A 14,292-nucleotide genomic window follows, 5' to 3' on the forward strand; every position below is an offset into this window, starting at 1 on the left:
TCCGGTCCCGCCCCGCGGGCGGCGCCGCCCCGTGCGCGCCACGATGGGCCCATGGCCACCACATCGAGCCGCGGCGCGGGCGAGACGGTGAACGTCGGTGGCCACCGCCTGCGGCTCACGAACCTCGACAAGGTCCTCTACCCCGCCACCGGGACGACCAAGGCGGACGTCCTCGCCTACCTCGCGGCCGTCGCCGACGTCATGCTCCCCCACTGCGCCCACCGGCCCGCGACGCGCAAGCGCTGGCCCGACGGCGTCGAGGGCCAGGTCTTCTTCCAGAAGAACGCGGGCCAGGGCGTGCCGTCGTGGGTCCGCACGCGCCGCATCCAGCACAAGAGCAGCGCGAACGACTACGTGCTCGTGGACGACCTGGCGACGCTCACGTGGCTCGGCCAGACGGCGTCGCTCGAGCTGCACGTGCCGCAGTGGCAGTTCGGCCGCACCGGGGTCCACCTCAACCCCGACCGGCTCGTCCTCGACCTCGACCCCGGCCCGGGGGCCGGGCTGCCCGAGTGCGCGGAGGTCGCACGCCTGGCCCGGACGATCCTCCAGGGCATGGGGCTCGACCCCCAGCCCGTGACGAGCGGCTCCAAGGGCATCCACCTGTACGCCGCGCTCGACGGCAAGCAGGACGCCGCGGCCGTGTCCGACGTCGCGCACGAGCTCGCGCGCTACCTCGAGGCCGAGCACCCCGACCTCGTCGTGAGCGACATGAAGAAGTCGCTGCGCGGCGGCAAGGTGCTCGTCGACTGGAGCCAGAACAACGGCAACAAGACGACGATCGCACCGTACTCCCTGCGGGGGCGCGAGCACCCGACCGTCGCCGCCCCCCGCACGTGGGAGGAGCTCGACGACCCGGGTCTCCGCCACCTCGACGCCGACGAGGTCGTCGAGCGCGTGCGGACGATCGGCGACCCCCTCGCCGCGCTCACCCTGGGCCACCTCGCCGCGCTCGAGCCCACGCCCGAGCGCATGGCGACGTTCGAGCGCAAGGGCGCTGCGACGTCGGGCGACGCCGGCGCGGACGCCTCCGGGTCCGGGGACGACGATCGACCCGACCGCCTGCACCGCTACCGCTCGATGCGCGACGCCGCGCGGACGCCCGAGCCCGTCCCGGACGAGGCACCACCGGCGAGCGAGGGCAACAGCTTCGTCATCCAGGAGCACCACGCCAGGCGCCTGCACTGGGACTTCCGGCTCGAGCACGACGGCGTCCTCGTGAGCTGGGCGCTGCCCCGCGGCGAGCCGACCGACCCGAAGAAGAACCACCTCGCCGTCCAGACGGAGGACCACCCGCTCGCGTACGGGGCGTTCGAGGGAACGATCCCGAAGGGCGAGTACGGCGCGGGCGAGGTGACCATCTGGGACGCCGGCACGTACGAGCTGGAGAAGTGGCGGGACGGCACGGAGGTCATCGTCACCCTCCACGGCGAGCAGCACGGCACGCGCCGCCTCGCGCTCATCCACACGGGCGGCCGCGACGGCCGCGACGAGGACAACTGGCTCATCCACCTCATGGCCCCGCGCGGCGGCACCTCGGGGGCGGCGTCCGCGGGAGGCCGCGACCAGGGCGAGACGAAGAAGGCGGGTGGGGCGCTCGCGCCGGGTCGTGGCGGGCCTGGCGGGAGCGCCGAGGAACGAGGCGTGGATGGTAGACCCGGCGCGAGCGCCCCACCCGCCACCCAACCCGACCACGACCACGACCACGCCGAGCCAACGCCGGCCCGGACGGACTGGCGACCCATGCTCGCGTCGCCCGCGTCGGCAGGCGACCTGCACGACGACGACGGCTGGGCGTTCGAGATGAAGTGGGACGGGTTCCGGACGCTCGCGCACGTGTCGCACGGGCAGGTGCGGCTCGTGAGCCGCTCGGGCAAGGACATGACGGTGACGTACCCGGAGCTCCAGGCTCTCGCCGAGCAGGTCCCGGCTGAGGCGCTGCCGGTCGTGCTGGACGGCGAGATCGTCGCGCTCGACGCGCGAGGGCGGCCGAGCTTCCGGCGCCTCCAGCAGCGCGCGAACATCGCCAAGCCGGGGGACGTCGCGGCGGCCCGGCGCAAGGTCACGGTCGACCTCATGCTGTTCGACCTCCTGGAGACCGGGGGCCGGTCGCTCGCCAAGCGCCCGTACGACGAGCGGCGCGAGGTGCTCGAGGACGTGCTGGGCGACGCGCGCGCACCGGTCCACGTGCCACCCGCGTTCGACGGCGACCTCGACGCGGCGATGGAGACGTCGAGGCGGCTCGGCCTGGAGGGCGTCGTCGCCAAGCGGCGCGACGGCACCTACTCGTCCGGCCGCCGCTCGGCGCTGTGGCTCAAGCTCAAGCACGCGCAGTCGCAGGAGGTCGTCGTCGTGGGGTGGCGGCCGGGGCACGGCGACCGGGCGCACCTCGTCGGGTCGCTGCTGCTCGCCGTGCCCGACGGCGACCGGCTGGTCTACGTGGGCCGCGTCGGGTCGGGCTTCACGGACGCGGAACGACGCGACCTCGTCGCCGAGCTCGGCCGGATCGAGCGCACGACGTCTCCCGCGACAGGAGTGCCCCGCGAGGACGCGCGGGACGCGCGCTGGGTGTCGCCGCGTCGGGTCGCCGAGGTCGTCTACGCCGAGTGGACGGGGCCCGGCGAGGGCGAGGGCGACGACATCCCGTTCGGCAAGCTGCGGCACCCCGTGTGGAAGGGGTGGCGGCGCGACAAGTCGCCGTCCGACGTCGTGCGCGAGGAGCCCGCGACGCTCGACCGGTGACGGACCGTTGACGCGCCCCCCGGCCCGCGGGACCGTTGCTGCGTCGAGGTTCCTCGGCTTCCCTCCGACGCAGGACGGTGACCATGACCGACACCTCCTCCGCACCTCCCGCCCCCGAGCGTCCGCCGCGACTCCCGCCGCGCTGGTTCGTCCGCACGGCCTGGGTCGTGCACCGCGCCTACTACCGGGTCACCGGGCACCGGCGCGGCCTGTGGCGCCCGCAGCCCGAGAAGTGGGGGACGCTCCTGCTCCGCACGGTCGGGCGACGCACCGGCCGCGAGCACGACGTGATCGTCGGGTACTTCGAGGACGGCCCGAACCTCGTCACGCTCGCGATGAACGGCTGGGCCGCGCCCGAGCCCGCGTGGTGGCTCAACCTCCAGGCGCACCCCGACACGACCGTCGAGCTGCACGGCGAGACGCGTGCCGTGCACGGCCGGGCGGCCCAGGGAGCAGAGCGCGCCCGGCTCTGGGAGCGGTGGCGCACGTTCGACCACGCGCTGGACGGTTTCGCCGCGCGCCGCCCGACCGAGACGGCGGTCGTCGTGCTGGAGCCCCGGGCCGCAGAGGTGCCGGCCGGCGACGGCGCGTAGTCGGCGCCCGACCGACGTACCCTCCCGTCCTCGACGGTCACCGGACCACTGTCAGCCGTCCCGCTCGCGCCGCCACCGCGGTCCTATGGTCGAGCCATGGCAGACCCGATGCACTTCAACACGCTCGCAGACGCGTACGGGTCCGCGCGTCCGCCGTATCCGGCCGAGCTCTGGGATCGGGTGCGTCGGACAGGATTGGCCGCGCCGGGCCGACGAGCGGTCGACCTCGGCGCGGGCACCGGGGAAGCGACCGGGCCGCTGCTCGCGCAGGGAGTCGACGTGGTCGCCGTCGAACCGGGCACGCGGCTGGCCACCGTGCTCGCGGCCCGGTACCCGACGGCTGAGGTGGTCGTCGGCCGCGCCGAGGAGGCCGAGCTCGGCCGAGCCGCGTTCGACCTGGCGGTCGCGGCGACCTCGATCCACTGGATGGACCTCGACGTACTCCTGCCCCGGCTCCACCGGGCTCTGGTGCCAGAGGGGCGGTTCCTCGTCTGGCGGCACGTCTTCGGCGATCCCACGGCGGTGCACACCCCGTTCCGTGACCGGGTCGCGCAGATCGTCGCGCGGCGGAGCCGGCCGCCTCGCGCCGGGGACCCGGAGGACCTCGGCGCGACCACAGCGCTGCTGACCGCCTCTGGGCTGTTCAGCGTCGAGGACGTCGGCGAGTACCGCTGGAGCGTCACGCTGGACGCAGAGCAGGCGCACCGACTCTTCAGCACGTTCAGCGACTGGACGCGGGGCGAGGTCGACGAGGTCGCGGCCGCCGTGGCGGACCTCGGGGGGCGCGTGGTCGAGCACTACACGTCCTGGTTGATCGTCTGCGCACCGGTCCGCGGGGCCGGTCCCGCGTAACGCACACCCAGCACTCCGCGCCCCGGGAGATCGACGTCGCTGGCACGAACCAACCGTGCGCTGCGGCTGGTCGGGGGACGCCGCCCGCTGAGACCAGATCACGGCAGCCCACCCGGTCCGGCCCCGACGACGACGTCAAGGGTGCGCCATCTTCTGTGGGCGCGAGCTCGTGATTCCCTGGGCCTCGGACAGAGGCTCTCGACCAACACGGTGGGCACGCGCCGGGGCGCGGAGCCACTTCGGGGTCGAGAGGACGATCAGGGACGTTGGTATACCATTTTGGGATGGCTCCCCTCTCCTCTCCAGGTGGCGCCGTGCCCCTGAGGCGCCGCACGCGCCGCACCCGGCACGTCGTCGCGGCATGGGCGACGGCCGCTGTGGTCGCATTGCTCGCCGCCTGCTCACCCGGCGCCGCGGGCGACCCTGCCCCGTCCGCTCCAGCTCCGGACGTCGCGCCGCCTTCAGCCACGGAACCCGAACCGGCCCCGACCACCGTGCCCGCGGCCCCCGAGGAGCCGGTGGAGGCGCCCGCGCGCTACCTGCTCGCGACCGAGGCGGAGTCCGACGGGCTCGCCGTCGTCGACCCGACGATCCGCGAGGGCAGCGCCGTCGTCGACCGCATCGAGGTCGGGGCAGCGCCGTGGGGCGTCGCCGTGCACGCCCCGACGATGCGCGCGTACGTCTCGACGGCGCAGGGGGTCGCGGTCGTCGACCTCGCCACGCGCGAGCGCGTCGACCTGATCCCCTACCGGGACACGCCCGCCCGGGTCGGGTTCGGCGAGTACCGCCGCGGCGGCATGGGCATCGCGGTGTCGCCCGACGGCACCCGCGTCTACGTGGCCGTCCACCGCGGCGACTCGTCGACGCTCGAGACGATCGACGTCGCGTCGCGCGAGGTGCTCGCGAGCACGCCCGTGGGCCTGCGTCCGTTCGACGTGCTCGTCGCGGCCGACGGCAGCGAGGTCTACACCGTCGACCACGACGAGTTCTCCGTGCACGTCGTCGACACCACGACGTTCGAGGCGCGGCGCATCGAGGTCGCGCCGTTCGGCACCGAGGGCGGGCTCGCGTCGTTCGAGAAGCCGCACTACGCCGTGCTCGACGACGACGGCTCCCTCCTGCTCCCCTACCAGGGCCGCGTGCTGGTCCGCCTCGACCCGGCCACCGGCACGGCGACGAGCGTGCCCTCCGCGGCGGACAGCCACCAGCACGGCGTCGCGCGCACTCCCGACGGTCGCGTCGTCGTCGTGGGCAACGGCCCGTTCGGCAACGCCGCGGGCGGACCGAACGTGACGGTGCTCGACCCCGCGACCGGGGCCGAGCAGGTCGCGCCGCTGACGCGCCGGCACGAGACCGCGACCACGTGGACCGACCCCGCGACCGGAGGCCTGAGCGCGGTGCTCGCCGGCGGCTACACGCAGGCCGAGGCGTGGGACGGCGCGACCGTCGTCGACCTCGACACCCTCGCCACGTACGAGATCCAGATCCCCGGACGGCCCCAGGTCGTCGTCCCGCTCCCGGAAGGACCCGCCGCATGACCAGCCCGAACGCCCCCGAGACCGTCACCGTCCTGCGCGACGTCCGCCCCTGGGGCGGCGAGCGGGTCGACCTGCACGTCGCCGACGGGCGCATCGCCGCGGTGACGCCGCACGACCCCGCCGTCGCGGCGCCGTCGGGCACGCCGGCCGGCTCGCCGACGGGTGGCGCGGCCGGCGTCGTCGACGGCCGCGGCCTGCTCGCGCTGCCCGGTCTCGTCAACGCCCACGCGCACGTGGACAAGAGCTGGTGGGGCAAGCCGTGGGTCAGCTACGGGGGCGAGGCGACGACGCAGGGCCGCATCGCGCACGAGCGCGCGCACCGCGACGAGCTCGGCATCCCCGGCGTCGACGTCACCCTCGCCGTGCTGCGCGAGTTCGTGCGCCACGGCACGACGGCGATCCGCACCCACGTGGACGTCGACCTCGGCCTGGGCCTGCGCGGCATCGAGGTCGTGCGCGAGGCGCTCGCGGCGCTCGGCGGCGCCGTGCACGCCGAGATCGTCGCGTTCCCGCAGGACGGCGTGCTGCGCCGTCCCGGGGTGCTGGACCTGCTCGACGCGGCCGCGGCCGCGGGGGCCGAGCACATCGGTGGGCTCGACCCCGCGTCGATCGACCGCGACCCGGTCGGCCAGCTCGACGGGCTCTTCGCGATCGCGGAGCGCCGCGGCGTCGGCATCGACGTGCACCTGCACGACGGCGGCGACCTCGGCGCGTTCCAGGTCGAGCTCATGATCGACCGCACGCTGCGCGCGGGGCTCCAGGGCAAGGTCAACGTCGCGCACGGCTTCGCGGTCGGCGACGTCCCGGCGTCGCGCCAGGCGGACCTCGTCGCCGCGATGGGCGAGGCCGGCATCACCATGACGACCGTCGCGCCGATCGGCGCCGCGCCCCTGCCCGTGCACGCGCTGCGTGCCGCGGGCGTCGCCGTCGGGCTCGGCACGGACGGGATCCGCGACCTGTGGTCCCCGTACGGGACCGGGGACCTCCTCGCCCTCACGACGCAGCTCGCGCGCCTGTCGCGCTTCCGGTACGACGAGGAGCTCGCCACCGCGGCGCGCATCGCGACGTCCGACGCCGCGCGCTTCGTCGGCCGCGACGTGCACGACCTCGTCGTCGGGGCCCCCGCGGACGTCGTGCTCGTCGACGCCGAGAACGTGCCCGACGCCGTCGTGCGCGCCCCGCGCCGCGCGCTCGTCGTCGCGGCCGGCCGGGTCGTCGCGCGCGACGGCGACGTGCTCGCCTGAGGCGCCGCGGCGCTCCGTCGCCCGGCCGCGACTCGTGCGCGGCCGGGCGATGAGTTCATGAGGGACCGGTCGTCTACCCCCACGACACCACGTACCGGGCGAACCGCCCACGATGCCGGAGGCGCACTCATGAGCACGCAGATCTTCGTCAACCTGCCCGTCAAGGACCTCGACGCCTCCAAGGCGTTCTACACGGCGCTCGGGTACTCGGTGAACGAGCAGTTCACGGACGAGAACGCCTCCTCGATCGTCATCAGCGACACGATCTACGTCATGCTCCTCACCGAGGAGTTCGCGAAGCAGTTCACGAACAAGTCCGTCGCCGACGCGACCGCGACGACCGAGGTCATCAACGCGCTGAGCGTCGACAGCCGGGCCGAGGTCGACCGGCTCGCCGACGCGGCGTTCGCCGCCGGCGCCACCGCGGTCAAGGACCCGCAGGAGGAGGGCGGGTTCATGTACTCGCGGAGCTTCGCCGACCTCGACGGCCACCAGTGGGAGGTCCTCTTCATGGACCCGACGGCGTTCGAGGGCTGACCGCCCTGAGGGACGACGCGACGGGCGTGCGCACCGGTGTGACCCGCGCCTCTCCCCCGGCAGACCGGGAATCGAGCGGGCGCGCGTGCCGTTGCCGCCGTCATGCGAGCCATCACCTACTCCCGCTACGGCGGCCCCGACGTCCTCGAGACGACCGACCTCCCGACCCCCAAGGTCGGGCCCGACTCCGTGCTCGTGCGTGTGCGCGCCGCGAGCGTCAACCCGGTGGACTGGAAGGTCCGCGAGGGCTACCTCGACCAGATCATGGACGTGGCCTTCCCCGTCGTCCCCGGGTGGGACGTCGCGGGCGTCGTCGAGCGCGTCGGGCTGGACACCCCCGAGCTCCAGGTGGGCGACGAGGTGTACGGCTACGTGCGCAAGGACGTGATCGGCGGCGAGGTCTCGGGCGGGACGTTCGCGGAGCTCGTCGCGGCGCCGGTGCGCACGCTCGCGCGCAAGCCCGCCGCGTGGTCGTTCGAGGAGGCGGCCGCGGTGCCGCTCGCGGGTCTGACGGCGTACCAGACGATCCGGCGCGCAGGCGTCGCCGAGGGGCAGACGGTGCTCGTGCACGCCGCGGCCGGCGGCGTGGGGTCGTTCGCCGTCCAGATCGCGCGGGCCCTCGGCGCACGCGTGATCGGCACGGCGTCGGAGCGCAACCACGACTTCCTCCGCTCGCTCGGCGCCGAGCCGGTCACGTACGGCGACGGGCTCGCGGACCGCGTCCGGGCGCTCGCGCCGGAGGGCGTCGAGGTCGTCCTCGACTACGTGGGCGGCGACGCGCTCGACTCGGTGCCCCAGGTCCTGCGCGACGGCGGCACGGTCGCCTCGATCACGGACGCCCGCGCCCGCGACGAGCTCGGCGGGCACTACGTGTGGGTGCGCCCCGACGCGGCGGACCTCGCGGAGCTCGCGCGCCTCGGCGACGAGGGCCTGCTGCGTCCTGAGGTCGCGGAGGTGTTCGACCTCGCCGACGCCGCCGACGCCCACCGCGCGAGCCAGTCGGGCCACGTGCGCGGGAAGGTCGTCGTCCGGGTCTGAGCCGCGCGAGATCGACCCGAGCGTCCCGAGGTCGGCCCACCGAGGGTCGATCTCGGACGCTCGGGTCGATCTCGCCGTCGTCAGGCGTCCGGCAGCTCGCGCAGCGGCGACGTCAGGTCGCCGCCCGCGTCCCCCGTGTTCACCGTCCCCCGGCGCTCGACGAGCACCGCGGACGTCTCGACGGCGGCCCGCGGTCGGCTCGACGCCGCGCGGCACGACGAACAGGTCGTGCGGCCCCAGCACGACCGCCCGCTCGACGCCGTCCTCCCGCAGGTCGATCGTCAGCTCGCCCGCGAGCACGAGGAACAGCTCGTCGGTCTCGGGGTGGTCGTGCCAGACGAACTCGCCGAGCACCTTGACCACCTTGACGTCCTCGTCGTTGAGGCTCGCGACACGGTGCGGCTGCCAGTGCCCGTCGAACGCGTCGAGGGCGGTGAAAAGGTTGCGCACGTCGGTCATGCACCCACCCTGCCACTCCCCTGCGCGCCGCGAGATCGACCCGCACGTCCGAGATCGACCCTCGGAGGGCCGACGTCGGGCCGTTCGGGTCGATCTCGCGGGTGAGCGGTGCCACGCTGTCACCATGAGCAGCACCGACGCCGCACGTCCGGGGGCCGCGTTCGGCCCCGAGGTCTACGCCGCCCGCCGGGAGCGCGCGGCCGCGCACGCCCGCGAGGCCGGCCTGGCGGGGCTCCTCGTCTCGCCCGGGCCCGACCTCGCCTACTTCACCGGCTACGCGCCGCCGGACACCGAGCGCCTCACGCTGCTCTCGATCCCCGCGGACGGGGCGGCAGCAGGGGGTGGCGCGTCCGTCGTCGTGCCGCTGCTCGAGCGGGGCGACCTGGTCGCCGCCCCGGGCGCGGACGGGCTCGACGTCGTGACCTGGCGCGACGGTGACGACGAGCACGCCGCCGCGGCGCGGCTCCTCGAGGGGACCGGCACCTACGCCGTCTCGGACTCCACGTGGGCGCTGCACGTGCTCGGGCTCCAGCGGGCGCTCCCGGACGCGCGGTTCACCGCGTTCACCGACGCCGTCCCGACCCTGCGCGCCGTCAAGGACGCGCAGGAGGTCGAGCGCCTCGCCGCGGCGGGTGCCGCCGCCGACGCGGCCTTCGCCCAGATCCGCGAGGTCGCGTTCGCCGGCCGGCGGGAGCGGGACGTCGCTGCCGACCTGGACCGGTTCCTGCGCGAGCACGGGCACGAGCAGGTCGACTTCACGCTCGTGTGCGCCGGGCCGAACGGCGCCGACCCGCACCACGACGCGGGCGACCGCGTCATCGAGCCGGGCGACCTCGTCGTGCTCGACTTCGGCGGGCTGCGTGACGGGTACGGCTCCGACACGACGCGTACGGTCCTCGTCGAGGGCGGCACCGACGACGCGCTCGCCGCACAGCAGCGCGAGGTCTACGACGTCGTGCGCCGCGCCCAGCAGGCCGGGGTCGACGCCGTCCGCCCGGGCGCGACGTGCCAGGACGTCGACCGCGCCGCACGCGCCGTCATCGCCGACGCGGGCTACGGCGAGTACTTCGTGCACCGCACCGGGCACGGCATCGGCACGACGACCCACGAGCCGCCGTACATGGTCGAGGGCGAGGACCGCCCGATCGAGCCCGGCATGTGCTTCTCCGTCGAGCCGGGCATCTACCTGCCCGGACGGTTCGGCGTGCGGATCGAGGACATCGTCGTCGCGTTCCCGCCCGACGTGCCCGACGGCGCGCGCCGCCTCAACACCTCGACGCACGACCTTCAGACGGTGCGGTAGGGGGCGCGGTCGTTCAGCGGTCCCCGGACACGGCGTCCGCGGTCGCGCGCACCTTCTCGTTGCGGATACCGACCCAGCTCAGCACGCCGCCCAGGACGAGCAGCGCGGCGGTGACGACGAGCGAGCGGTGGAAGCCGTCGAGGTCGAGCACACCGCCGACGATCACGCCCGCGAACGCGATGACGACGAGCCCCGCCACGCGCGACACGGCGTTGTTCACCGCCGAGCCGATGCCGGCGTCTGACGCGGGGATCGAGCCGAGGATCGCGGACGTCAGCGGCGCCACCGTCATCGCGAGGCCGAGGCCGAAGAGCAGGAGGCCCGGGAGGACCTGGGTGACGTAGACGGCGTCGTCGGTCGTGGTGAGGAGCAGCAGGTAGCCCGCGCCCCCGATGATCGGCCCGACCGTCATGAACAGGCGCGGGCCGTACCGGCCCGCGAGCGCCCCGAACCGCGTGGACAGCGCGAGGAGCACGAGGGTCACGGGGAGCTGCGCGAGCCCGGCGGCGGTGGCGCTGTACCCGCCGACCTGCTGGAGGAACAGCGTGACGACGAACCCGCCGAAGTAGAGCGCACCGTAGATCGCGGCGGTCGCGAGGTTGCCCCACGCGAAGTTGCGCACCCGGAAGAGCCGTGGCGGGAGCATGGGGTCGGGCGCGCGCCGCTCCCACCACACGAACACGACGAGGCACGCCACGCCGACGAGGCAGGGCCCCCACACGACCGGGCTCGCCCAGCCGAACCGGCCCTGCTCGATGAGCGCGAACACCGTCCCGGCGAGCCCGACGGCGGCGAGCGTCGCCCCGGCGACGTCGATGCGGCGGGTCGTCCCGGCGCCCGGCTCCTCCGCCGCCGACCGCGGCACCCCGCGCAGCAGCCACAGCGTCACCGCGACGGGGAGCACGTTGATCCAGAACACCCAGCGCCACGAGATGGTGTCGATGAGGATCCCGCCGAGCAGCGGCCCCACGAGCGACGCGGTGCTGGTCCACGCGGTCCAGGAGCCGATGGCGCGCGACTGCCGCTCGCCGTCGAACGTCGAGATGATCATGGCGAGCGAGCTCGGCACGAGCAGCGCGCCCGCGACGCCCTGAAGCCCGCGCGCGACGACGAGGAACAGCCCGTCGGGTGCGAGCGCGCACGCGACCGACGTCGCCGCGAAGCCGACGAGGCCGATCGCCATGATCCGGCGCCGACCGTGCACGTCGGACAGCGAGCCTGCCAGGAGGATGAGGGCGCCGAGCGTGATCATGTAGGCGTCGACGACCCACTGCTGCAAGGCGAGGCCCGTGACCGGCCCGGTCGTCAGCTCGGCGGAGATCGCGGGCAGCGCGACGTTGACCACCGAGCCGTCCAGGAACGACACGAACGACGCGAGGACCGCGACCACCAGCACCCGTTGCTGCACCGTCACCGACCCACCGTACGACTGCACTCTCATACCGTCCCGACCGAGGGGGGCTGCGGCGTGTGACGCGTGGTGGTCCGCGGGCGGCGGCTCGACACCATACCTAGAGGTAGGTACGGTGGGTCGCATGACGACGACCGACGCCCGCGAGCGGCTCGTCGCGGCCGCGCAGGACCTGTTCTGGGCCCAGGGCGTCGGCGCGACCAGCCCCCGCCAGGTCCTCGCCGCGAGCGGCGTGGGCCAGGGCAGCCTCTACCACCACTTCCCCACCAAGCACGACCTCGCCGCGGCCGCCGTGCACGCCACGACGACGGCCGGCCTCGACGCCGCGCACCGCGACCTCGACGCGGGCGGGTCCGCCGTCGAGCGCCTGGTCCGCTACCTCGAGCGGCCGCGCCCCGCGCTCGCCGGGTGCAAGGTCGGGCGCCTCGTGAGCGACCAGGCCGTCATGGACGACGCCGAGCTCGCCGCGGAGGTCCGCGCCTACTTCCGCGGCCTCGTCGACCTGGCCGCCGCCGTCCTCACGGAGGACGGGCTGCCCGACGACGCGGCCCGCGACCGCGCGCACGCCGCCGTCGCGATCGTGCAGGGCGGGTACGTCCTCGCGCGCGCCCTCGACGACCCCGACGCGATGACCGCCGCCGCGCGCGGGTTCGTCGCGCTGCTCGACCCCCGCCCCGCCGACCCGCTGGAGGACGTATGACCGGCACCCCCGACTACCCGTCCCTGCGCGAGCGCCTGCGCGCGCTCCCGGTGTTCGGTGCCGACCTGCCCGGCCTCGACGTGGACGCAGCGCCCGAGGAGCCGAGCACGCTCTTCGTCGGCTGGCTCGAAGAGGCGATCGGCGCCGGCCTGCCCGCGCCGCACGCCGCGACCCTCTCGACCGCCGACGCGAGCGGCCGGGTCGACGCACGGACGCTGATCCTCAAGGACGTCGACGGCGACGGCTGGGTCTTCGCGACGCGCGCCGACTCGCCCAAGGGCGACGCGCTCGCGCAGAACCCGAACGCCGCGCTGACGTTCTTCTGGCGCGAGCACGGTCGCCAGGTCCGGGTGCGCGGACCGGTCGTCCCGCTCGGGCCCGAGGCGTCGGCCGCCGACTTCCTCGCCCGCTCCGACTTCTCCCGTGCCACCGCGCTCGCCGGGCCGCAGAGCGCCCCGCTCGAGTCACCGGACGCCTACCGGGCCGCGTGGGACGCCGCGCTCGCGCAGGTCCGCGCCCAGCCCGGGCTCGTGCTCGACGCCTGGACGTCGTACGCGCTCGAGCCGACGAGCGTCGAGTTCTGGGCATCCTCGCCCGACGGCCAGATCCGCCTGCGCTACACCGCGTCGACCGAAGCGGGAGCCGCGACACCTCATCCCTGGACGAAGGAGCTCCTGTGGCCGTGACCGACCCCACCGCACCCGTCGCGCCGGACGTCGAGGAGGTGCGTCGCGACGCGCGCGCCGCCCTCGACGCCGTCACCGCAGCGACGCGTGACCTCGACGACGCCGGCCTCGCGGGCCCGTCCGCCCTGCCCGGCTGGTCGCGCAGCCACGTGCTCGCGCACGTCACGGCGATCGGCGAGGCCATGGCCCGCCAGGCGGAGCGGGCCGCCCACGGCGAGCTCGTCGAGGTCTACGACGGCGGAGCGGCCGGCCGGGAGGCCGGCATCCAGGCGGGCGCGCGCCGGTCGGTCGCGGAGCACGCGCACGCGCTCGAGTCGCTCGCCGAGCGTCTCGACGCGGCCTGGCCCCCCGCCGGCTCGCCGGGCTGGGACGCGCGCGTCACCTACCGCGACGGGACCGTCGTGGACGCGCTCGTCGCGTGGTGGCGCGAGGTCCGGATCCACGCCGTCGACCTCGACGCCGGGCTCGACCTCGACACCTGGCCGCGCGCGCTCGGACTCCACCTCCTCGACTTCCTCGGGGTCCGCCTCCCGGAGGACGTCCTGGTCGAGCTCGCCGACGAGCCCACCCTGCTCAGAGTGGGCCCGGGCGGCCTTCGCCTCGCTGCCGAACCCGGGACAGGTCCCCACTCGGAGACTCCCGTGGGGAGCGACCCCGGGTTCGACGCGCGAGCCGGTGTCGTCGTCCGGGGTCGCCTGACCGACGTCGCCGCCTGGCTCGCGGGCCGCACCCCCGACGCCGAGCCCGACGCCTTCCGCGCCGGCGAACCGACGCCCCTCCCCCAGATCGGCCCCTGGCCCTCGCCCTACTCTCCGCCGAGGTAGAACCCAAGTCACGCGAGAGACCTCTGCCCGCCCAGGGAGAACGACGGTAGGCGCGCGGGCCCGCGCGCGGCTCAGCGGCGACGTACGGGCGACGACGCGGACGAACCGACGCCGCGGGTGGTAGCCCGGGTGAGCAACGAACAGGGCGAGACGACGTAGGGCGGGGTGGGTGGTGGTGCCGCGTCGTGGCGGGCCTGGCGGGAGCCGCGAGGAACGAGCGGCGGATGGTAGACGCGGCACCACCACCCACCCCGACCACCCAAACCAGCCACACGCCGTCGAGCACACGAACCACGGCTCTACCTCGCGCGACCACGGTCCTACCTCGGCGTGGAAAGGCGGCGCCACGAGGGGCGAGACGTCCG

At 74.9% G+C, this 14,292-nt stretch carries 12 protein-coding genes; 11 read left to right on the top strand and 1 reads right to left on the bottom strand.

What is annotated here, in order from left to right:
- Positions 1 to 51: 51 nt before the first annotated feature.
- The 8 genes from A0J59_RS19010 (at position 52) to A0J59_RS19050 (ending at position 10,306) form a co-directional block, all read left to right on the top strand.
- Complete coding sequence (locus tag A0J59_RS19010) at positions 52 to 2,742, top strand: ATP-dependent DNA ligase (protein WP_064317132.1); 2,691 nt, start codon at positions 52 to 54, stop codon at positions 2,740 to 2,742.
- Positions 2,743 to 2,825: 83 nt separating this feature from the next.
- On the top strand, positions 2,826 to 3,335 hold the full coding sequence (locus A0J59_RS19015; protein WP_064317133.1) for a nitroreductase/quinone reductase family protein: 510 nt from the start codon (positions 2,826 to 2,828) through the stop codon (positions 3,333 to 3,335).
- 96 nt (positions 3,336 to 3,431) lie between these two features.
- On the top strand, positions 3,432 to 4,187 hold the full coding sequence (locus A0J59_RS19020) for a trans-aconitate 2-methyltransferase (RefSeq protein WP_064317134.1): 756 nt from the start codon (positions 3,432 to 3,434) through the stop codon (positions 4,185 to 4,187).
- Between the two features lie 518 nt (positions 4,188 to 4,705).
- Positions 4,706 to 5,725, top strand: coding sequence for a YncE family protein (locus A0J59_RS19025; protein WP_255365352.1), 1,020 nt, complete (start codon positions 4,706 to 4,708; stop codon positions 5,723 to 5,725).
- Positions 5,722 to 6,969, top strand: coding sequence for an amidohydrolase (locus tag A0J59_RS19030; RefSeq protein WP_064317136.1), 1,248 nt, complete (start codon positions 5,722 to 5,724; stop codon positions 6,967 to 6,969). The genes A0J59_RS19025 and A0J59_RS19030 overlap by 4 nt, the downstream gene beginning before the upstream one ends.
- Positions 6,970 to 7,098: 129 nt before the next feature.
- Positions 7,099 to 7,506, top strand: coding sequence for a VOC family protein (locus A0J59_RS19035; RefSeq protein WP_047233714.1), 408 nt, complete (start codon positions 7,099 to 7,101; stop codon positions 7,504 to 7,506).
- A gap of 102 nt (positions 7,507 to 7,608) precedes the next feature.
- Entirely contained in the window at positions 7,609 to 8,544 is a 936-nt protein-coding gene (locus tag A0J59_RS19040; protein ID WP_047233713.1) for an NADP-dependent oxidoreductase, read from the top strand.
- A 583-nt stretch (positions 8,545 to 9,127) separates the two neighbouring features.
- On the top strand, positions 9,128 to 10,306 hold the full coding sequence (locus tag A0J59_RS19050) for an aminopeptidase P family protein (protein WP_064317137.1): 1,179 nt from the start codon (positions 9,128 to 9,130) through the stop codon (positions 10,304 to 10,306).
- Between the two features lie 13 nt (positions 10,307 to 10,319).
- Here the strand turns inward: A0J59_RS19050 and A0J59_RS19055 are convergent, their stop codons facing one another.
- A complete protein-coding gene (locus A0J59_RS19055; protein ID WP_064317138.1) occupies positions 10,320 to 11,747 on the bottom strand; it encodes an MFS transporter in 1,428 nt (475 codons plus the stop codon).
- A 94-nt stretch (positions 11,748 to 11,841) separates the two neighbouring features.
- Between A0J59_RS19055 and A0J59_RS19060 the strand changes: the two genes are divergently transcribed.
- The 3 genes from A0J59_RS19060 to A0J59_RS19070 are packed head-to-tail and all read left to right on the top strand — an operon-like array spanning position 11,842 to position 13,927.
- Positions 11,842 to 12,417, top strand: a complete 576-nt coding sequence (locus A0J59_RS19060; protein ID WP_064317139.1) for a TetR/AcrR family transcriptional regulator — start codon at positions 11,842 to 11,844, stop codon at positions 12,415 to 12,417.
- Positions 12,414 to 13,103, top strand: coding sequence for a pyridoxal 5'-phosphate synthase (locus A0J59_RS19065; protein WP_064317140.1), 690 nt, complete (start codon positions 12,414 to 12,416; stop codon positions 13,101 to 13,103). Before A0J59_RS19060 ends, A0J59_RS19065 begins: the two co-directional genes overlap by 4 nt.
- Positions 13,100 to 13,927, top strand: a complete 828-nt coding sequence (locus A0J59_RS19070) for a maleylpyruvate isomerase family mycothiol-dependent enzyme (protein WP_172820088.1) — start codon at positions 13,100 to 13,102, stop codon at positions 13,925 to 13,927. Before A0J59_RS19065 ends, A0J59_RS19070 begins: the two co-directional genes overlap by 4 nt.
- Positions 13,928 to 14,292: the final 365 nt, after the last annotated feature.

The organism is Cellulosimicrobium sp. I38E (genome assembly GCF_001647255.1).
Lineage (GTDB): Bacteria > Actinomycetota > Actinomycetes > Actinomycetales > Cellulomonadaceae > Cellulosimicrobium > Cellulosimicrobium cellulans_E.